At 46.3% G+C, this 19,905-nt stretch carries 16 protein-coding genes; 10 read left to right on the top strand and 6 right to left on the bottom strand.

Annotated elements, in window-relative coordinates; all coding sequences use genetic code 11:
* Positions 1-46: 46 nt before the first annotated feature.
* A complete protein-coding gene (locus SHEWPOL2_RS07480; protein ID WP_037427432.1) occupies positions 47-832 on the bottom strand; it encodes a hypothetical protein in 786 nt (261 codons plus the stop codon).
* Between the two features lie 268 nt (positions 833-1,100).
* Here SHEWPOL2_RS07480 and prlC point away from each other — a divergent pair, with 268 nt between their 5' ends.
* Positions 1,101-3,140 (top strand): oligopeptidase A, encoded by a 2,040-nt coding sequence (prlC, locus tag SHEWPOL2_RS07475; RefSeq protein ID WP_037427429.1) that lies wholly within the window; start codon positions 1,101-1,103, stop codon positions 3,138-3,140.
* Positions 3,141-3,268: 128 nt separating this feature from the next.
* Positions 3,269-3,799, top strand: a complete 531-nt coding sequence (locus SHEWPOL2_RS07470; protein WP_037423843.1) for a thioesterase family protein — start codon at positions 3,269-3,271, stop codon at positions 3,797-3,799.
* Between the two features lie 12 nt (positions 3,800-3,811).
* On the opposite strand, the gene SHEWPOL2_RS07465 is transcribed toward SHEWPOL2_RS07470, so the two are convergent.
* Positions 3,812-4,459, bottom strand: a complete 648-nt coding sequence (locus SHEWPOL2_RS07465; protein ID WP_037423840.1) for a glutathione S-transferase family protein — start codon at positions 4,457-4,459, stop codon at positions 3,812-3,814.
* A gap of 205 nt (positions 4,460-4,664) precedes the next feature.
* Between SHEWPOL2_RS07465 and SHEWPOL2_RS07460 the strand changes: the two genes are divergently transcribed.
* Positions 4,665-5,354: a DNA-3-methyladenine glycosylase I gene (locus SHEWPOL2_RS07460; RefSeq protein WP_037423837.1), complete on the top strand. Its 690-nt coding sequence runs from the start codon at positions 4,665-4,667 to the stop codon at positions 5,352-5,354.
* A gap of 105 nt (positions 5,355-5,459) precedes the next feature.
* On the opposite strand, the gene SHEWPOL2_RS07455 is transcribed toward SHEWPOL2_RS07460, so the two are convergent.
* Entirely contained in the window at positions 5,460-6,206 is a 747-nt protein-coding gene (locus tag SHEWPOL2_RS07455; RefSeq protein WP_086024003.1) for a TorF family putative porin, read from the bottom strand.
* A gap of 768 nt (positions 6,207-6,974) precedes the next feature.
* Between SHEWPOL2_RS07455 and SHEWPOL2_RS07450 the strand changes: the two genes are divergently transcribed.
* From SHEWPOL2_RS07450 to SHEWPOL2_RS07435, 4 genes are all read left to right on the top strand, one after another.
* Positions 6,975-8,123, top strand: a complete 1,149-nt coding sequence (locus SHEWPOL2_RS07450; protein WP_037423834.1) for an efflux RND transporter periplasmic adaptor subunit — start codon at positions 6,975-6,977, stop codon at positions 8,121-8,123.
* Positions 8,124-8,132: 9 nt separating this feature from the next.
* A complete protein-coding gene (locus SHEWPOL2_RS07445; protein ID WP_037423831.1) occupies positions 8,133-11,267 on the top strand; it encodes an efflux RND transporter permease subunit in 3,135 nt (1,044 codons plus the stop codon).
* Between the two features lie 134 nt (positions 11,268-11,401).
* Positions 11,402-11,677, top strand: coding sequence for a hypothetical protein (locus tag SHEWPOL2_RS07440; protein ID WP_037427427.1), 276 nt, complete (start codon positions 11,402-11,404; stop codon positions 11,675-11,677).
* 32 nt (positions 11,678-11,709) lie between these two features.
* On the top strand, positions 11,710-12,030 hold the full coding sequence (locus tag SHEWPOL2_RS07435; RefSeq protein ID WP_083848315.1) for a hypothetical protein: 321 nt from the start codon (positions 11,710-11,712) through the stop codon (positions 12,028-12,030).
* 97 nt (positions 12,031-12,127) lie between these two features.
* Here SHEWPOL2_RS07435 and SHEWPOL2_RS07430 read toward each other — a convergent pair whose 3' ends face one another.
* Positions 12,128-13,735 (bottom strand): AbgT family transporter, encoded by a 1,608-nt coding sequence (locus SHEWPOL2_RS07430; protein WP_037427424.1) that lies wholly within the window; start codon positions 13,733-13,735, stop codon positions 12,128-12,130.
* 477 nt (positions 13,736-14,212) lie between these two features.
* Here SHEWPOL2_RS07430 and SHEWPOL2_RS07425 point away from each other — a divergent pair, with 477 nt between their 5' ends.
* The 3 genes from SHEWPOL2_RS07425 to SHEWPOL2_RS07415 are packed head-to-tail and all read left to right on the top strand — an operon-like array spanning position 14,213 to position 16,578.
* Positions 14,213-14,779, top strand: coding sequence for a LemA family protein (locus SHEWPOL2_RS07425; RefSeq protein WP_037423819.1), 567 nt, complete (start codon positions 14,213-14,215; stop codon positions 14,777-14,779).
* Between the two features lie 48 nt (positions 14,780-14,827).
* Positions 14,828-15,856 (top strand): DUF3137 domain-containing protein, encoded by a 1,029-nt coding sequence (locus tag SHEWPOL2_RS07420; RefSeq protein ID WP_037427422.1) that lies wholly within the window; start codon positions 14,828-14,830, stop codon positions 15,854-15,856.
* Complete coding sequence (locus SHEWPOL2_RS07415; RefSeq protein WP_037427420.1) at positions 15,856-16,578, top strand: lytic transglycosylase domain-containing protein; 723 nt, start codon at positions 15,856-15,858, stop codon at positions 16,576-16,578. Before SHEWPOL2_RS07420 ends, SHEWPOL2_RS07415 begins: the two co-directional genes overlap by 1 nt.
* A 111-nt stretch (positions 16,579-16,689) precedes the next feature.
* Here the strand turns inward: SHEWPOL2_RS07415 and rlmJ are convergent, their stop codons facing one another.
* Together rlmJ and SHEWPOL2_RS07405 are read right to left on the bottom strand one after the other, a co-directional pair.
* A complete protein-coding gene (gene rlmJ, locus SHEWPOL2_RS07410) occupies positions 16,690-17,535 on the bottom strand; it encodes a 23S rRNA (adenine(2030)-N(6))-methyltransferase RlmJ (protein WP_037423811.1) in 846 nt (281 codons plus the stop codon).
* A gap of 92 nt (positions 17,536-17,627) precedes the next feature.
* Positions 17,628-19,892, bottom strand: coding sequence for a GGDEF domain-containing phosphodiesterase (locus SHEWPOL2_RS07405; protein WP_037427419.1), 2,265 nt, complete (start codon positions 19,890-19,892; stop codon positions 17,628-17,630).
* Positions 19,893-19,905: the final 13 nt, after the last annotated feature.

Below are 19,905 nucleotides of genomic sequence, written 5' to 3'. Positions count from 1 at the left end.
GGCGGGAATGGTTTGCCAAGCCGAAGGGAGTTAGGCCGAGTAACGCTTAGAAGCTGATATTGAAGTGGATGCCCGCATAGGTTTGATCCTGTGAGCTAAAGTCGCCATTCGTGGCGGCTTCTTGCTCTATATCTGCCTGCGCAATACTGTGGCTAATATGGCCACTAATATTCATATTCTCGGTAAGGTTATAGCTTGCTTCTAGCCCAAACTGGAGATGATTTCTACCATTGTGCTCTTCTGTTCGATATTTAAAATCAACGCCTTGTGTTACGTAGGGGGAGAGTGTGAATTGCTCTGTTACTTGCCAATAGCTGTGTAGGCTCAGTTCCACAAAATAGCCCGCCGCCTCGGTGGAGTAGACATAACTCACGGAAGGCACTAGCCAAGGCTTGGCGGTGTAAGCCAATTCAGCAAACAGTTCGTTATCCTGACAGCGGCTACTGCTATAGCCTTCAATACGTTGATAGCCAAGATTCGCTTCTAAATGTTCACTTAAATCCAAAGCGTATTCTAGGCCAATATTCCACTCGGTATAGGCTTGGCTATCACCACGGCCAACGAGGGCATAGGTGGTGAGATTGCCGTATTGAATACTGGTATTCATCCAATAAATACCGCCTTTAGCCAAGTTATTGCGCCCCTGCGAAACATACTTGCTATCCCAGCCTAAATCGATGTTAGCAGTTAAAGGCACGTTAGCCGCAGATAATTTGCTGTTTAATATCCCTTCGGTTTGCGCCAAGCTCTCGTTGGCCAAACATGGATGGCTAAAGCAAACTAAGCTAATGGCGCCTACGGCGCTAATGATGGATTTAACTGATGCTGCCATAAATAAGCCAATCTAATTGAAAATATAGAATATGCACAGATGTTAGCCTATATACATATAAGCGTTAATGAGAATGGATTTGATTTGCGATCAAACTATCAAGATTCAAAGGGTAAATTTAGTGTAAATCCTAATTGAGAGCTGGTTCACTTTTTTATTGATGAAATGGCGTTAGGCCTACAAACGAAGATAGCAATCGGTTTTCTCGCCTTGATAAATTGAACATAAGCCCTTATTTATTAGCTACACAGATTGTAGAGGAATCATTATGAGCAACCCTTTGCTTAACGGCGCTGCATTACCGCTTTTTTCACAGATTAAACCTGAACATATTCAAGTTGCCGTTGAGCAAGCCATTGCTCAGTGTCGTGCCAAGATTGATGAAGTGCTGCAAAACTCTGGGCCTTTTACGTGGGATAACTTAGTCGCGCCTCTGGAGCAAGTAGATGATGAGTTAAGCCAAATTTGGTCACCCGTCTCCCATATGAACTCAGTGGTGAGCACAGATGAATGGCGCTCGGCCCATGATGCTTGTTTGCCACTGTTATCCGAATACGGCACTTACGTTGGCCAACACCAAGGGTTATACGAGGCCTACAAATCGCTGCGTGCATCGGCAGAGTTTGCTCAATTAAGCCAAGCACAACAGATGGTGATTGAGCACAGCTTACGCGACTTCGAGCTTTCGGGTATCGGCTTAGACGATGCGCAAAAACTGCGTTATGGTGAAATCGTTAAACGTCTTTCTGAACTTACCAGCGGCTTTTCCAATCAACTGCTCGATGCAACCCAAGCCTGGACTAAGTTAATTACCGATGAGGCAGAACTCGCTGGCTTGCCCGATTCAGCTAAAGCGGCCGCAAAAGCGATGGCCGAGGCCCGCGCATTAGAGGGCTGGCTATTTACCTTAGATTTCCCTTCCTATTTACCTGTGATGACCTACAGCGAAAACCGCAACTTGCGTGAAGAGTGTTACCGAGCCTTCGTGACTCGCGCCTCGGATCAAGGTCCAAATGCGGGCGAATTCGATAACGGTCCATTGATGGATGAAATCCTCGCACTGCGCCATGAATTGGCACAGTTATTAGGATTTGATAGCTTTGCCGAAAAATCCCTCGCCACGAAAATGGCTGAAACGCCTGCGCAGGTGATGGCCTTCTTAAATGAATTGGCGCTGCGTTCAAAAGACCAAGCCAAGGCCGAATTAGCCGAGTTAAAAGCCTTTGCGCTGGAGCATTATGGTGTGAGCGAAATGGCTTCTTGGGACTTAAGTTTCTACGCTGAGAAGTTACAGCAACATAAGTATGAGATTTCACAAGAGTTGCTGCGCCCTTACTTCCCTGAAGATAAAGTGCTATCTGGCTTGTTTTACACTGTCTCACGCCTATTTGGCTTAAAGATTGTTGAGCAAACCGAGTTTGACCGTTGGCATAAAGACGTGCGTTTCTTTGATATTTTTGACGAAACGGGCGAGCACAGAGGCAGTTTCTATTTAGACTTATATGCCCGCACTGGTAAACGCGGCGGCGCTTGGATGGATGATTGCCGTGTGCGCCGTCAAACCGCCAATGGCCTACAAAAACCCGTTGCCTATCTCACTTGTAACTTCAATGGTCCAGTTGATGGTAAGCCTGCGCTTTTCACCCACGATGAAGTGACGACCTTATTCCATGAGTTTGGCCATGGCATTCATCATATGCTGACCAAAATCGATGTTGCTGGCGTATCAGGTATCAATGGTGTGCCATGGGACGCAGTCGAATTGCCTAGCCAGTTCATGGAAAACTGGTGCTGGCAAGAAGAAGCCTTAGCGGAGATCTCCGGTCACTACGAAACCGGTGAACCTTTACCAAAAGCGATGCTAGACAAGATGTTAGCGGCGAAAAACTTCCAATCCGGCATGATGATGTTGCGCCAGCTCGAGTTTTCACTGTTCGATTTTAGACTGCACCACGAATACGACCCTGCAAAAGGCGCGTGTATTCAACAGATCTTAGACGAAGTGCGTCGTCAGGTGGCCGTGTTAATTCCGCCAGCATTTAACCGTTTCCAACATGGTTTTGCGCATATTTTTGCCGGTGGCTATGCTGCGGGTTATTACAGCTACAAGTGGGCCGAAGTGCTGTCGGCGGATGCGTTTTCCCGCTTTGAAGAAGAAGGCATCTTCAATCCTGAAACGGGTCGTAGCTTCCTGCATAATATCCTCGAAATGGGCGGTTCTGCTGAGCCTATGGACTTGTTCAAACAGTTTATGGGACGCGAGCCAAGTATTGATGCGCTGCTGCGCCACTCTGGGATTGCCGCTTAAGCCATACTAAATAGCTGTGCTTGAGCATAAAAAGGCGCCGAATGGCGCCTTTTTTGTGAGCTAGATCTCGCTTGCCCTCTGGTATGACCTCTGTTAGCCTGTGGCTCTTCTTTTTAGGGCGACTGCATATGAATCTGTATTTCCGTTTGTTTTGGTTGTTATTTTGGCGCACGCGCCATTGCCGTAAGATTGATTTTTTGGGGACGAGCCGCATTACTTATCGCGCGTTGCCCAGTGATTGCGATATCAATTTCCATCTCACTAACTCCCGTTACCCAGCGTTTATGGATCTGGCTCGCACTTATATGTTGGCCGAAATGGGGCTGCTGAAGCGCTTCCTCAAATTAAAATGGATGCCAATTGTTAACGCCGCCGAATTTACCTATATCCGCGATATCAAACCGTTGAAAAAGTTTGAGATTGAAACCAAGGTCGTGGGCTGGGATGAAAAATATTTCTATATTGAACAACGCTTTATCAGTGAGCGCGGCCTGCATTGTATCGTGCATGTGCGTGGTGTGTTTGTGTGTAAAGGTAAGCAAGTGCCTTTAGAGGTATTAGTTAAAGAAGCTGGCTATACCGATCCGGCTCCAGAATTACCGCCCGAAGTCGTGAAATGGAAAGCATTTTTACAATTAAAGAAAGAACGTAATCTTTAGGGCGTGCTGGTACTAGGGAATACTCCTAATCCCGGTGTCTTCTTCCATTTCGGCTAGTAGCACTTCTTCAAGCACGAGTGTCCAGGCGCCGCGAAGCTGCGCCTGTTGCCAATAACGGACTAACTCATCTAAATCCAATAGGTTTAAGTGAGCAAAGCTGTAGCTTAAGCAGGGGATCAGTGCACAGTCGGCTAAGGTAAAACTGTCGCCACACACCCAATGATTTTGACTAAGATGGCTATCTAAGCGTTGAAATTGGGTAAGCATTTGTTTTTCAATCTGCTTGATTTCGAACTCATGCCCATCAGGGGCATACTTTAATTTTTCTAATTGGAATAGTGGGTTATTGATATCAAAATCAATAATGCGATCGAATAGGCGCACCGCCAAATTCCGTTCAGCCTCCGCGGGTAATAACTCTGTACCGTTTTGAAAATGCCTGTCTAAGTATTCAATAATAATGCTGGATTCGGGGATCAGTTGGCCTTCTTGCGTTTTGAGCAATGGCAGTTTGCCAGGAGGATAAAATTGCTGGAAGGCCTTGCGTGCCAGTGGGTCGCGTAAATCAGTGATCCGCGGATAAAAGTTCGCTTGTTTCTCATAGAGAGCAATTAATACTTTCTGTGAATATCGTGATAACGGATGATAGAAAAGCTCCATAGGTACCGACCCCATAACCACTGCATTTTTTGACTCTACGCCTTAACTTTAGTCGGTATCAACATGCGTGCAGTGGGAATTTCTTCAATGGGCCAGAAATGGACGTAAAACAGGTTTTCCATACGGAATGATCCCCGTGGGCTCAAATTCGGTACTATTAACGCCTAGAAACGCTAGTGAAATATCGATAATCAAAGGTAACAGCATGAGCCAATTAGAAAGTTTCTCATCCATCTATGCCAGAGCGAGTGAGCGCAAAGGCGGTAAAAAGGGACTCGAAGCCTTACTTCCTGGGTGTCTAACGAGTGCTGAAATTCGTCAATACGATGATGCTACGCTGCTTTCGGCCATGAGCCGACAAGTGTTCCAGAGTGGTTTTGTCTGGCGCGTGGTCGATAATAAATGGCCTGCTTACGAAAAATCCTTCTTTCATTTTGTGCCCGAGAAGGTATTAATGTTGTCACCCGAGCAGATCCAAGCTCGCGCTGCGGATGCGACCTTGATTCGCCACCTAAAGAAAACCCAAGCAATTTATGATAATGCTTTGATGATCCATGATATTGCCCGCGAACATGGCAGCTTGGCTAAGCTGATTGCTGACTGGCCGACCGAAGATATCGTCGGACTCTGGGCGTTCTTAAAGAAGCGCGGCGCTCGTCTCGGTGGCAATACGGGGCCGTATTTCTTACGTGGAATCGGTAAGGATACCTTTTTGTTAACCGATGATGTGCAAGGCTATTTTAAAGCGCACAAGCTGGTAGATGCCGGCTTTAGCTCGCAAACGGCGTTAAAACAGGTACAGGCCGTGTTCAATCAATGGCAACAGGAGTCGGGCCGTTGTCTTGCGGATATCAGCCGGGTGTTAGCCTGTAGCGTGGGTGATAATCGTATTTAGATAAAAAAAAGACCAGCCAAATTTGGCTGGTCAAGGCTCGATATTTCAAGCAATTGGAGTACTGCAGGGAAGCAGCGGGATGAACGTATAAGCAAAAAAACAGGATTAGAAACTTTTACTGATCCCAATGACGACTCTGTCATCGAAGATTTCAGTTTGTGTACCATAGACTTTATGGTCAGTGTCGACAGTGCTGCCGTGGTAGCGTAAATCGAAGTTAAGACCGTAATAGGCTTTGCTTAAACCTATGTTCCAGTGGCCCCAACCTTCAGCACCATCACCCGTTAGGTCTTGATAACCCACAGATGCTGAGATTTTTACACCGTTGTCAAAGCTATAGCTGGGGTGTAGAGCGTAGTTCACCCCGTGCCAGCCATCGACACCAAACCAGTCATCCACCGTTGGGGTGACTTCGAGTTGCAGGTTGGCTCGACCGAATTGTTTACCCACTTTTAGCCATAATTCGGTGTAGTTGGAATAGGAAGCTCCGGGGTAAAGGTATGAAAACAGCATGACATCATAGGTAAAGCCAGAATCGCCAAACTCTCCCGCTTTACCAATAAAAGGCGCGGTAACAATTTCTAAGTTTGGATCTGCAAACTTAATGTTGGAGCTAAATACCCCAGCATACCAGCCTTGATTGTGGTTCCAACTTAATGTGCCTTGGACGACCGGAATATCGCCGTCTAAGGTCTCGGATTCACCACGAAACACATAGTCCGAAGCAAAATTAATATTGCCGTTAAGGGTGCCACCAAAGAGTTGATTATCTTCAGCAGCGTGGGAGCTGGCCGCCAAAGAAAGTAACGCCCCAGTGAGCAGCAATTTAGTACGAATCTTCATAATCATCATCTCAAAGTGATTGGAAATTGTTAGCGCACCTATATCGTAAAAATAAATTGTTAATAGCGGTGCAGCCTGGGATGAACCAATAACGAAAAGATATGAATGAATGTGAATAAGCAGCGAAATAACAGGGTCAATAAAAGCGTAATTTATAAAACTGCATTTTTTTGGGAAGCTGAGTTTCATTAAATGGGGTGCAAAATGTAATATCCAATTTGCGCTATACAACGCTTGGTCATAAAATGTCGCGTCCAAAGGTTTGAATATCTATTCGTTTCCCTGACCCATTTGTAACAAGGATTTACGTAGCAATAGTATGCATTCGGATAGCAAGGTATGGTCATTCCATGCTTGATCCAATATGACCACACAAGGGTTATATATGCACAAAACCTTATGTAAAAGCTTGTGCTAATATGCCCTAGCTGTATCAAATAAATGTTTACTCAGGTTAATCGAGTATAAACATTTGTGTCGCCAAACATGTTTGCAACATTTTTGATATAGAGTAGGCTGAATAAGTGCTTTGTATCGTATAACGCTAACAATCTTATCTACAGTTAACATACTTCTTAAATAGGATAACAATTCTACTAATAAGGTATTGGCAAAGGTGTGAATATTTTCATTAGTTTACACTTTTGTTTGTTTATCTTTCTTGTTGATCCTTATAGGGTATACGATAAGTAATAGCTTTGATTTTAGTTATAATTATGGCCGTGAAATCATCCATATTGTGTGAACACGGTGGCGTTAAAATTTAAAGGAGTTCTCATGCGGCAGACAATTAAACTTGCCTCAGTAATCAGCGTGGCGTTGTGGATGGCAGCTTGTAGCCCTCAAGAGGATAAAGCCGCTCATGGCGGCGCGGGGCCGCAGAGCATGGAAGTTGGGATAATCAAAGTGGAGGCTAAGCCACAGGTTATCCAAGTCGAGTTACCGGGTCGTAGCAAGGCATTTCTTGAAGCCGAAGTTCGTCCTCAAGTGAATGGCATTATCACTAAGCGTAGCTTTGTCGAAGGCGGCAATGTGAAGCAAGGCGAATCTCTTTATCAAATTGATTCTGCGCCTTATAAAGCTGCACTTGTCAGTGCAAATGCTGACTTAGCTCGAGCAAATGCAAGCCTTGCTTCTGCTAAGGCAAAAGCGGCTCGTTATCAGCAGTTAGTTAAAACTAACGCAATCAGTAAACAAGATTTCGACGAAGCCGAAGCCGCTTACAAAGAAGCGCTGGCCAGTGTGACTGTAGCGGAAGCGGCAATCAATACTGCGAAAATCAATCTTCAATACACTGAAGTATTAGCGCCGATTTCAGGCCGTATCGGTAAGTCGAGTGTAACAGCGGGTGCGCTAGTCACGGCTAACCAAAGCCAAACTCTGGCAACCATTCAACAGCTTGATCCTATCAATGTGGATATCGCTCAATCGAGTGCTCAGCTGTTACGCCTAAAAGCCAAGCTGAAGCAAGGTAAGCTGCAGGCGGCGGATAACGCTGACGTGCAGCTAGTCTTAGAAGACGGCACGATTTATGGTCACAACGGTAAGCTGCAATTTGCAGAAGTGAGCGTGGATGAAAATACTGGCTCAGTGATCCTACGCGCCGAGTTCCCTAACCCAGATGGCATCTTACTGCCTGGCATGTATGTTCGTGCTGTATTGAATACCGGTACCGATCCTCAAGCCATTCTAGTCCCGCAAAAAGCCATTACCCGTAACGCTAAGGGTCAGGCCGTGGCGATGGTGGTGAACGATCAAGGTCTAGTGGAAGCAAAAATTGTTACCACAGCGGAAGTTATCGACAATCAATGGCGTATTACTGCTGGTTTAGAAGCGGGCGATAAGTTGATTGTGGAAGGATTACAAAAGATCCGTCCTGGTGCACCAGTCACCACCAAAGTTATTTCTGAAACCCAAGCAAAATAGGGCATAGCTATGGCACGTTTTTTTATTGATCGTCCCATCTTTGCGTGGGTGATCGCCTTAATCATTATGTTGGCGGGGATTTTATCGATCCGATCCCTGCCAGTCTCGCAGTACCCCAGTATTGCGCCACCGACAGTAGTGATCAGTGCGAACTATCCAGGTGCATCGGCCAAAATCGTTGAAGACTCAGTAACTCAGGTGATTGAGCAACGTATGAAGGGTATCGACCACCTACGTTATATCGCTTCAACCAGTGATAGCTTTGGTAACGCATCGATTACCTTAACCTTTAACGCTGAGGCCGATCCGGATATCGCGCAGGTTCAGGTACAAAACAAGTTACAGGGCGCAATGACCTTGTTACCACAAGAGGTTCAATCTCAAGGGGTTAACGTTAACAAGTCAAGCTCTGGCTTCCTGATGGTATTGGGCTTCGTATCGACCGACGGTTCTTTGGACAAGGGTGACATCGCCGACTATGTGGGCGCTAACATCCAAGATCCTATGAGCCGTGTACCGGGCGTGGGTGAAATTCAGATTTTCGGTGCTCAGTACGCGATGCGTATATGGTTAGACCCGCTGAAACTGACTCAATATAACCTCACTAGCTTAGATGTGGTGAGTGCTATCCGCGCGCAAAACGCACAGGTATCTGCCGGTCAACTCGGTGGTACGCCATCACTGCCAGGACAAGAGCTAAACGCGACCGTATCGGCACAGAGCCGTCTGCAAACGCCAGAACAATTCCGCAAGATTATTCTTAAATCCGATACGTCGGGTGCGAACGTGTTCTTGGGTGATGTGGCGCGTGTCGAGTTGGGTTCAGAAAGTTATGCCGTAGAGTCTCTGTATAACGGTAAACCTGCCTCGGGTATTGCGATTAAGCTGGCAACCGGTGCTAACGCCTTAGATACGGCGGCAGCGGTTCGCGCTAAAGTGGAAGAGTTGCGTCCCTTCTTCCCTGCTGGGTTAGATGTGGTTTACCCCTACGATACAACACCATTCGTTGATAAATCGATTGAAGGCGTAGTCCACACTCTGCTTGAAGCGATCGTACTGGTGTTCGTCATCATGTATCTCTTCCTGCAGAACTTCCGTGCGACTTTAATTCCAACAATTGCAGTACCTGTGGTATTGCTGGGTACCTTTGCGATTCTCTCTGCAACGGGCTTCTCCATCAACACCCTCACCATGTTTGCAATGGTATTGGCGATTGGTCTACTCGTGGACGACGCGATTGTGGTGGTTGAAAACGTTGAGCGGGTGATGGCCGAAGAGGGCTTAAGTCCACTCGAAGCGACCCGTAAGTCGATGGATCAAATTACTGGCGCGTTAGTCGGTATCGGTCTGACCTTGTCTGCGGTATTCGTACCTATGGCGTTTATGTCGGGTTCTACTGGGGTAATTTACCGTCAGTTCTCGATCACTATCGTTTCTGCGATGGCGCTGTCTGTGCTGGTGGCCTTGATTTTAACCCCCGCACTCTGTGCGACTATGCTCAAACCGTTGAAGAAGGGTCATGGCCATATCGAAACGGGTTTCTTCGGTTGGTTTAACCGTGGTTTCGATCGCTTAACGAACCGTTACGAATCGAGCGTGGCTGGCATTGTGAAGCGTGGCTTCAGGGTCATGATGATTTACGCTGCATTAGTGGTGGCAGTGGGCTGGATTTTCATGCGCATGCCAACGGCATTCTTACCAGACGAAGACCAAGGTATCTTGTTCACGCAGGCAATTTTGCCAACCAACTCTACCCAAGAAAGCACCATGAAAGTGTTAGAGAAAGTCTCTGATCACTTTATGGCTGAAGAAGGCGTAAGGTCGGTATTTAGCGTGGCGGGCTTCAGTTTTGCGGGTCAAGGCCAGAACATGGGTATTGCCTTCGTTGGCTTGAAGGATTGGTCAGAGCGTGAAGCGCCAGGTATGGATGTTCAATCCATTGCGGGCCGCGCTATGGGTGTATTCAGCCAAATGAAAGAAGCCTTCGTATTCGCCTTCGTACCGCCAGCGGTCATCGAGTTGGGTACGGCCAATGGTTTCGATATGTACCTGCAAGATAAAAACGGCCAAGGTCACGATAAGTTAGTGGCGGCGCGTAATCAATTGCTGGGTATGGCAGCTCAAAATCCAAACCTTGTGGGGGTTCGCCCTAATGGTCAGGAAGATGCGCCAATTTATCAATTGCACATTGATCATGCTAAGTTGAGCGCATTAGGCGTTGAGATTGCTAACGTTAACAATGTGTTGGCAACAGCTTGGGGTGGTTCTTATGTTAACGACTTTATCGACCGAGGCCGTGTTAAAAAGGTATTTGTGCAAGGTGATGCTCAATACCGTATGCAGCCAGAAGACCTAGACACTTGGTATGTGCGTAACAACAAGGGCGATATGGTGCCGTTTTCAGCCTTTGCGACAGGTTCTTGGGAATACGGCTCACCACGTCTAGAACGTTTTAACGGTTTACCTGCGGTGAATATTCAAGGCGCAACAGCACCTGGCTTTAGTACTGGTGCGGCCATGAATATTATGGAAGACCTAGTTAAACAGTTACCACCGGGCTTTGGCATCGAGTGGAACGGCTTATCCTATGAGGAGCGTTTATCGGGTAACCAAGCGCCTGCGCTATATGCGTTGTCGATTCTGGTGGTTTTCCTCGTATTGGCTGCACTGTATGAGAGCTGGTCAGTTCCGTTTGCGGTAATCCTAGTGGTTCCGCTAGGTATTATCGGTGCCCTGCTGGCGATGAATGGCCGTGGCTTGCCAAACGACGTGTTCTTCCAAGTAGGTCTGCTGACAACCGTTGGCTTGGCAACCAAGAACGCCATCTTAATTGTGGAATTTGCGAAAGAGTTCTACGAGAAAGGGGCGGGTCTGGTTGAAGCGACGTTACATGCTGTACGTGTGCGTTTGCGTCCGATTCTGATGACATCGCTCGCATTTGGTTTGGGGGTTGTGCCGTTAGCCATTAGTACGGGTGTAGGTTCAGGTAGCCAGAATGCCATCGGTACTGGTGTACTTGGCGGTATGATGAGTTCGACGTTCTTAGGTATCTTCTTCGTGCCACTGTTCTTCGTTATTGTTGAGCGGATCTTTAGTAAACGAGAGAGAAAAGCGAAAGACGAAAAGCCAACATCGGCGGAGTAATCTAGCGTTCTAATCAAAGCCCTGTATTTACAGGGCTTTTTGTTGGGCGAAAAATATTATCGTTACAAGGATGGATAGCTACCTTGAATCAATTCGGGCATATTAAATGAGTCAAGATAAAAAGGGAGCTGGTGATGTCGGCAGTCAGTAAAGATCAATTAATCAAATTAGAGGCATCTCTCGCAAAGGGAAAGTGGTATTTCATCTTGGTGATTGGCGTATTGTATTGGGGGAGTGTGACGTCACTTTTGGTGGCGGGGTTTCAATACTTCACCGCTGAGACGCCATTTTGGCAGGCAATGAAAGTCGCACTATATATTTATCCCGCGAGTGGCGTGCTATTTGGCTGGACGCTATGGATGCAGTTAAATCACAGAAGAGATAAACTGCGCGGCAAATATCGTCCATAATCAATACATAGCGCTGGCGTAGGAGCAAAATCGTGTCATCGGTGAGCAGTCTTATCACTAAGCAACTTGTCGTAGCGATGATTTGCCATGCTATCGCTATTGGCATTTTGGCCTATGGCGCCTATGAGTTTTATCTTGAGCAGCTTGTCGTCCCCGAGCTCATCCGTAGTGTTGCCGTAGCGGTATTTTTTATCGGCATGGGACTCGAACCCAATATGTTTTTTACACCGTTAAGTCAGGTCATGATCCAAGCCGACGATAAGTCGCCTAAGTCGAAATTACAAACGATGGTGTTTAACTTTGGGGTTTTCTTACTGATTTGTGGCTTTTTAATGGAATGGTTGTACGACTAGCCCGCTAAACCTGTCCATGAAAAAGGCGCCGAGACTAGCTGCGACGCCCTAATCAACCTCGCGAAAGTTAAACTTGTGCTTCAGGCATCACTCGTGCCTAAGGCGTATAGTAAGTTGCTGCCCCTGGCCCTACTGGTAAACCAAAACCGAATACCCACAGAAAGAAAAACGCCGTCCAGCCAACGAAAAACACTAAGGTGTACGGCAGCATAGTGGCGATCAGTGTGCCTATGCCGAGGTTTTTTTGATAGCGACAGGCCACTGCTAAAATCAATCCGAAATAACTCATCATTGGCGTGATTAAGTTAGTTACCGAATCCCCAATACGGTAGGCCGCTTGAATGGTTTCGGGCGCATAGCCAACCAACATCAACATGGGCACAAAAATGGGTGCGGTAATAGCCCACTGTGCTGAAGCACTGCCCAGCATTAGGTTGATAAAACCGCACAGCATAATAAAAAACAGGAACAGGATTGGCCCAGTTAACCCTATGGATTGCAAGGCATCTGCGCCCAACACGGCTAACACGGCGCCGAGATTACTCCAGTTAAAGAAGGCCACAAATTGTGCCGCAAAGAACACCAGTACGATATACAGTCCCATTGTACTCATACTGTGCGACATGGCATTGATAACATCTTTATCGTTATTAATACTACCTACCACTTTACCGTAGACAAAACCTGGGATCGCAAAACAGATAAAGATAAAGGCGACAATTCCCTTGAGGAAGGGTGAGCCCGAAACCAGACCGGTTTTAGGATCGCGCAGTGGTGCACCCTCTGGCACGACTGATAGCGCAAGGATTACCGCTAGCACCAGCATAGATAACCCCGCCCACTTGAGGCCGCGTTTTTCCAGCTCAGTGATATTGCCCATGGATTGATGCACGGTTTCATCGGCATCATCGCCCTGATACTTGCCCAGTTTCGGCTCGACAATTTTCTCGGTTACAAAGGCGCCGAGGAAAGTGATCACAAAGGTCGAGACAAACATAAAGTACCAGTTAACTTCAGGGCCGACGTTGTAGTCGGGGTCGATCATCCGCGCCGCCGCTTCAGTTATGCCCGATAACAGTGGATCGACAGTACCGAGCAATAGATTTGCGCTGTATCCCCCTGATACTCCTGCAAATGCAGCGGCTAAGCCTGCTAACGGATGACGGCCTAAGGAATGAAAAATCATCGCCGCCATGGGAATTAATACCACATACCCTAGCTCTGCCGCGGTGTTTGACATAATTCCCGCAAACACGATAGTCACTGTCACTAAACGCTTAGATGCACCCATGACGAGTGCACGCATGGCGGCGGATAATAGTCCTGAACGCTCGGCGATACCCACACCCAGTAGGGCAACCAGAACCGTGCCCAAGGGGGTAAAACCAGTAAAGTTAGTGACCAAGTTGGACACTATCATCCGCAAGCCTTCGGCATTCATCAGGCTGACCACATGGATAAGTCCATCGGCACCTCGGCCGTGGGCGCCCTCGGGGCGCGGATCGGCCACCGTTAACTCAAAGTAACCAGCAATGCCAGACACCAGAATCACGGCGACACAAAATAGAGCAAACAGAGTAATAGGATGTGGCAATAAATTACCTAACCGTTCGACAATATTCAGAAAGCGTACAAACCAGCCACTTGAGTTGATGTCATGTGGGGGCGGTGTCTTTATGGGAATATGATTGGATTTCAAACTCATGCCTTGCCTCTGTCGACCTTTGCTAGCGCATTTTTTATCCGTGAGCTGAATCGATGCGGCGTGACTTGGCTGAGGAGCCTCTCGCTCAAGTGATTGGATTAACGCTAAGGTAAAAGTGAAAAAATTGGCCTAAAAGTATGATGCTTGTGCTTTAAATAAAACTTAAATGAGGCTAGAGCAGTATGTAGGCAGATTTTGGATAAAAAAATGGACTCACGGGGAGTCCAGTATTCACGAGCAAAAAGGTTGCTCTAAACGTTGTGCAAATTAACTATAGCTTAGTTTTTCTGTATCCAAGCTGAATGTTTTCAATCAATTCGGGTTTAATCTTGTCACAAAAAATCTTGGGTCAGATGCTCTTACCTGTGCAGTAAAAGATAACATTTCATTGCACTAGCTAACGCTTTAGATGAAATTCTTGCTTATTTATGGTTAGCTGTAGCCATTAAAAACAATAATAAACACTAAGGATGGAAGATGGACAAACTGTTACTGGGATTAGCGCTGATTTTTATCGTGACCTATCTTTGGTATGTCAGCCTAGTCAAAAAACGCAATACCGCCCTTGAGGCTCTGTCGGGGATCGATGTGCAGTTGGCTAAACGCGCCGATCTCGTGCCCAATATCCTCAAAATCGCCAAGCGATTTATGGATCATGAAAAGTCATTGCTCACTGAAATTACTGAGCTACGCACGCAATTAACCCGTCATTACAACAAGACTGACCCCAATGCGGTTAAAGAGCATATTGCACAAGCCGAGCAATTAAACGACAAAATGGCTACCTTGATGGTTAATGTTGAAAACTATCCCGAGCTGAAGTCCGACAACACTATGCTTGAAGCCATGCAAACCTATAACGAGGTCGAAGCACATATTTCGGCGGCTCGTCGTTTCTATAACTCAGCGGTATCGGAGTTAAATACAGCCGTTGAAATTTTTCCCGGGTCGATTATTGCATCAATGGCTAAGATTAAAGTGATGCCATTTTATGAAGTCAGTGAGGCATCTAAAGCACCAATAGACGCCGCAGATTATCTGTAATCTTTAATATTTGCGGGGGCAAAATGCCCCCGTAAAATAACGATCTCAATGAATATACTCACCTTTATCTTGGGTCGTCCCATCAAGGCCCAGCGACAGACGGTAAAACTGTCGGCAGAGCCTGCGGATAGGGAGTCGCTGCAACAGTATTATGATTCCCACCTTGCACCGCTTGCTGCCCGTTATGAAACCAAGCGCGTGGCGAGCCTTAAGGCAACACGTCAACGCTTGTATCTCAGTTTAGTGATTGTTGCAGGGCTCGTACTATTAACGATATTGGGACATAGCCGTGGGCTGGTGTTGTTTCCGCTACCAATCATTGCACTACTGTTATTAGGTTTTTGGAGTTTTACCCCGACAAGGCAGTTTACGCGTCAAGTGCAGCAAGAAATCTATCCCATCATGTTTAAGTATTTTGGTGAAGACTTTATCTACAATCGCGAGATGCGCCTTGATATAAATCGGCTCTCGGCGGCAAAAGTCTTACCTCATTACGACAAGGTGAGTTTTGGTGACTATATTCACGGTCAATACAAAGGCGTAGAACTAATCGTCAATGAGTTAACCCTGACCAAAGATGTGCGAGTGGAAGAGTGGGACGGTAATAAACGCAAAACCGTAACCCGCACTGAAACCCGTTTTCGCGGCACTGTGGTCGAGCTCAGTAGTCACAAGCAGTTTATCGGCCATACCGTGGTATTAAAGGATCGTGGCGGATTAGCGAATTTCTTATCCGACAGTCATTCGGGGCTGCAAAGAGTGCGACTAGAAGACCCCTTGTTTGAAAAAGAGTTTGATGTGTTTTCAACAGATCAAATTGAATCACGTTATTTGCTCAACACCGCTTTTATGGAGCGATTACAGCAACTGGCAAAGGTCTTTGCTGGTGATATCCAATGTGCCTTCTTTCGCAACCGGCTGATCCTATTTTTGCCCAATCGTAGGAGTCGTTTCCAAATGCGCTCTATCTTTGATACTGCGAATTTTTCGACAGAATTTAGCCAGTTAAACCGTGAGATGAAGCAACTCTTTGCTATTATTGAAATACTTAAACTAAACGAATACACGGGACTTTGATGATAGCAATGCACCAACCACCTACTTACCTTAAGTCGATTGCGCTATATGGGCTCGGCTTATTGTTAACTTGGGGGAGCTTTGCAACCGTGTTCGCCGAAGAGGTCAAACCGACTAAGCCGCGCATTGTGGCGCGCTATTCTGACAGTGGCATCGTCAGCGCGGAAGGCCAAGAAAAATTTAAGGTTTATCAATATCAACAGGCCAATGGCGTAACGGTTTTTACCGATAAAGCGCCATCGAGCAGCGACTACCAGATCCTACTGTACGATTGCTTTGCTTGTCGCCCAGACTCGACTATCGATTGGAGTGGTATTCGGTTGTTTACCCGTAATTACGAGAGTTTAATCAGCCGCGCGGCCCATAAACATCGGTTAGATCCTGCACTTATCCGTGCGGTTATCCATGCTGAGTCAGCATTTAATGCTAGAGCGATATCCCGCTCGGGGGCTATGGGGTTAATGCAATTGATGCCCGAAACCGCCAAAGAGATGGGTGTGACTAATGCTTTTTTGCCAGAGGAGAATATTCTCGGTGGCAGTAAGTATTTGGCGCAAATGCTAAAACAGTTCAATGGAGATATTGCGCTGGCCTGCGCGGCCTATAATGCGGGGCCTACAACTGTGACTCAGTACAACGGTATTCCGCCCTATCCAGAAACCCAAGCCTACGTAGAACGGGTGCAAATTCTGCTCAAGCGTTACCGCAGCACTAAGGTATAAGGTTCGCTGTAACTATCGATATTCTGCTTTAACAACAAACGCAGCGGGACAAGTAAAGTATCCGCTGCGCTATGTTGCAGCCTCATAATGTTGAAGCCAATCTGGCAGAGCTTATTCGCCAACTTCCCATTTTACGCTGACATGACCATCTGCTTGGCCGAGGGTTTTACCTAAGTAATCGAGCATTTCGGTAGCAATTTCATCCAGTTGCCAAGGTGGATTGATCACCCATAGTCCTGCGGCAGTCATGCCAAACTCGTTAGAATCGGGCTTGATGGCTTGCTCGATACGTAGTTGGCGCTTAATACCGCTAGTGGCTAAGCGGGAGAGCATTTCTTCTGTTTGCGCGCGGTTGACTACCGGATACCAGAGCATAAATACGCCCGTGGCAAAGCGTTTGTGCGCCTTGATTAACGTGTCGGCCACTGTTTGATAGTCGGTCTTAATCTCATAACTGGGGTCAACAAGTACCAGTGCGCGGCGCTCTAGTGGCGGTACTGCGGCAATCAGCCCTTTTAAGCCATCGCCTTTAATCACTTTAACTTGCTTATCTTGTTCGAAATACTCATCCAGTAGCAGATGATCGGTACCGTGCAGCTCGTGCAGTAGCATACGATCCTTTGGCCCAAGATCCATATCGATAAAGGCTGGCGAACCTGGGTAAAAGTTCAGTTCTTCTGGATTGTCTTCATTAAAATGACGCACCGCATCTATATAATCTTGCAAGGATTTGGGCAGATCGGTTTTGTCCCACAGTTTTGCTACCCCGTCGAGATATTCACCTGTCTTTTGGGCAAACTCATCCGTTAACGCATAACCGCCTGCACCCGCATGGGTGTCGATATACACGAGCGGTTTGTCTTTTTTATGCATTAACTGCAAGGTTTGCAGCAACATAGCGTGTTTCAGCACATCGGCATAATTGCCGGCGTGATAACCGTGACGGTAACTTAACATGGGGGATCCTAGTTATTTGCAAACAAAGCAAAGGGAGGCAAATGCATGTCAGCAATTATACCTAGGATGCCCTATGGCGTAAAATTAATGCCTCACTTCGCCCGTTTTTTATGGGTGAGCCAATGTGAAGGGGTTTGCATCTGGAAGGTTTTTAGCCAAAGCCCAGCGGGGGCGGGTTTACCAAATAAGTAACCTTGAAACTGTTCACACCCTAGTGCGGTCAGTTGCATTAATTGCGTTTCGGTTTCGATCCCCTCTGCAATGACATTCAGATTTAAACTTTTAGCTAATAAAATTGCGGCGTTGACAATTTGAGTATGGCGCTCGCTAATACCTAGCTGACTCACAAAGTAACGGTCGATCTTAATGGTGTCGGTACTGATATCGATTAACTGGCTTAGTGACGCATGGCCAGTGCCAAAATCGTCAATCGCAATGGATACGCCCATACGAGCAAGAGTGTTTAAACGTCTGCCAGTTTCTTTATATGTTGAAAATACTGAAGTTTCTGTAATTTCAATTTCTAATAATGGGATGAGTTCAGGATGATTCATATAGGTTTGGATCAAGACTTTAAAGAAGCGATCCGACAGTATATCTTGCCCTGACAAGTTGAAAGCTATCCTGACCATAGGGACATTTTTTGGCCAAGAGCGGATCAGTTGGAGTAACTGTCTAAGCACTTTCATCGCAAAAATCGCCTGTAATTGTGACGACTCTATAATGGGGATAAAGGTGCTTGGCATGATCATGCTGCCGTCTTTATCGAACATTCTGGCGAGCGCTTCAAAGCTAATGATATGGCCATCAGCCATCACTTTAGGCTGTAACCACATTTCAAGACGGTTGTGTTTTAACGCATCGCGGATTTTACTTTCTTGCGAGGAGGCCTCAAGCAAATTGTTAATCAAACCAACGTAATACACCATGACAGGGTTAGCTTGGGTGGTTTGTTTGATGGCAATTAAGCATTGCTCGGCGGCTTGCTGCGGCGCGGACTTATTACCTGAACAGCAACCTATTCGACATTCGAGATGATATTCAATCTGCTGTTCTTGCTTCAGTTTTAAACTGGTTGGTATGCGTTGCCGTAATTGTTGTGCAAGCGTCTCTGGGGAGATTAACGGTAGTTCGGTGAATTCTAGGGCAAAGGATGCGCCCCTAAAGCGGTATATTTTGGCCTGATGGCCGACACGTTCTTTCAGTTCTATGGCAAAGGCTTTTAGGATTGCATCACCAACGCTGATCCCAAATGCGGCATTGATTTGGCTGAGATTATCTATCTTAACTAAGGCGACGGTCATTGCTTGATGAGTCGCGCTTGGAGCGGGGTTATACCAATGGTTCTCGTTGGGTAAACCCGTGACTAAATCATAATAATGAGTGCTGATATGGTGCTTTTTAAGTCGACTTAATTCAAGCGCATGATTGGTTTGCGCCGTGATATCGTGACAGTGAAATAACAAGGTATCGTGGTGCTCCAATGAGGCTTTTTGCAGGAGATATCGATTGCTTTGGTTGTTTTTTAAACGGGTCTGAAATGACGCGGCGAGTAAATTGACGCTGGCATCTTCAGTTAAATCAAAAATGTCACATAGGCGAGTGCTATTGAGTGTGATATCGGTAGCAATGTTCTTTGCCGCATTATTTAGGTTGAGAATCACCCCATCCTCATTACAGAAGAAAGACGCTGTGCCATTATTCTCAAAAATCTCAGCATATTGATCTAAGGTATGTTGCAGTGCCTTTTGATGCTTAATCATCTGCTGTGCATGGATTTTTTGGGTTTTTAACAGCCGCATTGCCGATAAGGGGATACAGATATTAAAAAACATAAACAGTAACCCGTTTAGATAGGCGTGAGTTGCGGGCAGGCTAATATCCACATCGACAAGGGGCGGGAGGTTTTGGTTACGCAGCAATAATAAAAAAGGCAACACATTGAAGCACATCATCCAGCAGGCGACTTTTCTGCCAAACAGAAAAAGCGCCATCAGCGGCAGCGTATACAGAAAAGTAATACCCGCCTGCGACAAATTGAAATTAGGTACAAACAACAAGATAGACAAACAGGCTGCAACCACCATGACCAGCAAGCTGATTGAACTCGCCAGTAAACATCGACGGGTAAACCATAGCGCAAGAAATAGCACAGTTAAAAAACTGACCGTGATGCCAATAATAAAACTGAGGTTGAGTTCATATGCAATCAATGAACTGTGCAGCACTATGCTGGTGGTCAATACTGCACCACTTAGCAAAATAATCCGCAATAAACTGGTTTTTAATATGGTTCTATCAGGGTTTAAAAAGTCTTGCTCTCTGATAAACAAAAAACCTTTCAGCCAGTTAAGCAAAAAATGTCCTTAT

It is taken from the genome of Shewanella sp. POL2, from assembly GCF_000282755.1.
GTDB lineage: Bacteria > Pseudomonadota > Gammaproteobacteria > Enterobacterales > Shewanellaceae > Shewanella > Shewanella xiamenensis.
This window is presented reverse-complemented; position numbering and strand designations above follow the sequence as displayed.

Excerpts from the sequence above, each read along its gene's own strand:
- SHEWPOL2_RS07480 (WP_037427432.1), bottom strand. The coding sequence starts at position 832 with ATGGCAGCATCAGTTAAATCCATCATTAGCGCCGTAGGCGCCATTAGC.
- prlC (WP_037427429.1), top strand. The coding sequence starts at position 1,101 with ATGAGCAACCCTTTGCTTAACGGCGCTGCATTACCGCTTTTTTCACAG.
- SHEWPOL2_RS07470 (WP_037423843.1), top strand. The coding sequence starts at position 3,269 with ATGAATCTGTATTTCCGTTTGTTTTGGTTGTTATTTTGGCGCACGCGC.
- SHEWPOL2_RS07465 (WP_037423840.1), bottom strand. The coding sequence starts at position 4,459 with ATGGAGCTTTTCTATCATCCGTTATCACGATATTCACAGAAAGTATTA.
- SHEWPOL2_RS07460 (WP_037423837.1), top strand. The coding sequence starts at position 4,665 with ATGAGCCAATTAGAAAGTTTCTCATCCATCTATGCCAGAGCGAGTGAG.
- SHEWPOL2_RS07455 (WP_086024003.1), bottom strand. The coding sequence starts at position 6,206 with ATGATGATTATGAAGATTCGTACTAAATTGCTGCTCACTGGGGCGTTA.
- SHEWPOL2_RS07450 (WP_037423834.1), top strand. The coding sequence starts at position 6,975 with ATGCGGCAGACAATTAAACTTGCCTCAGTAATCAGCGTGGCGTTGTGG.
- SHEWPOL2_RS07445 (WP_037423831.1), top strand. The coding sequence starts at position 8,133 with ATGGCACGTTTTTTTATTGATCGTCCCATCTTTGCGTGGGTGATCGCC.
- SHEWPOL2_RS07440 (WP_037427427.1), top strand. The coding sequence starts at position 11,402 with ATGTCGGCAGTCAGTAAAGATCAATTAATCAAATTAGAGGCATCTCTC.
- SHEWPOL2_RS07430 (WP_037427424.1), bottom strand. The coding sequence starts at position 13,735 with ATGAGTTTGAAATCCAATCATATTCCCATAAAGACACCGCCCCCACAT.
- SHEWPOL2_RS07425 (WP_037423819.1), top strand. The coding sequence starts at position 14,213 with ATGGACAAACTGTTACTGGGATTAGCGCTGATTTTTATCGTGACCTAT.
- SHEWPOL2_RS07420 (WP_037427422.1), top strand. The coding sequence starts at position 14,828 with ATGAATATACTCACCTTTATCTTGGGTCGTCCCATCAAGGCCCAGCGA.
- SHEWPOL2_RS07415 (WP_037427420.1), top strand. The coding sequence starts at position 15,856 with ATGATAGCAATGCACCAACCACCTACTTACCTTAAGTCGATTGCGCTA.
- rlmJ (WP_037423811.1), bottom strand. The coding sequence starts at position 17,535 with ATGTTAAGTTACCGTCACGGTTATCACGCCGGCAATTATGCCGATGTG.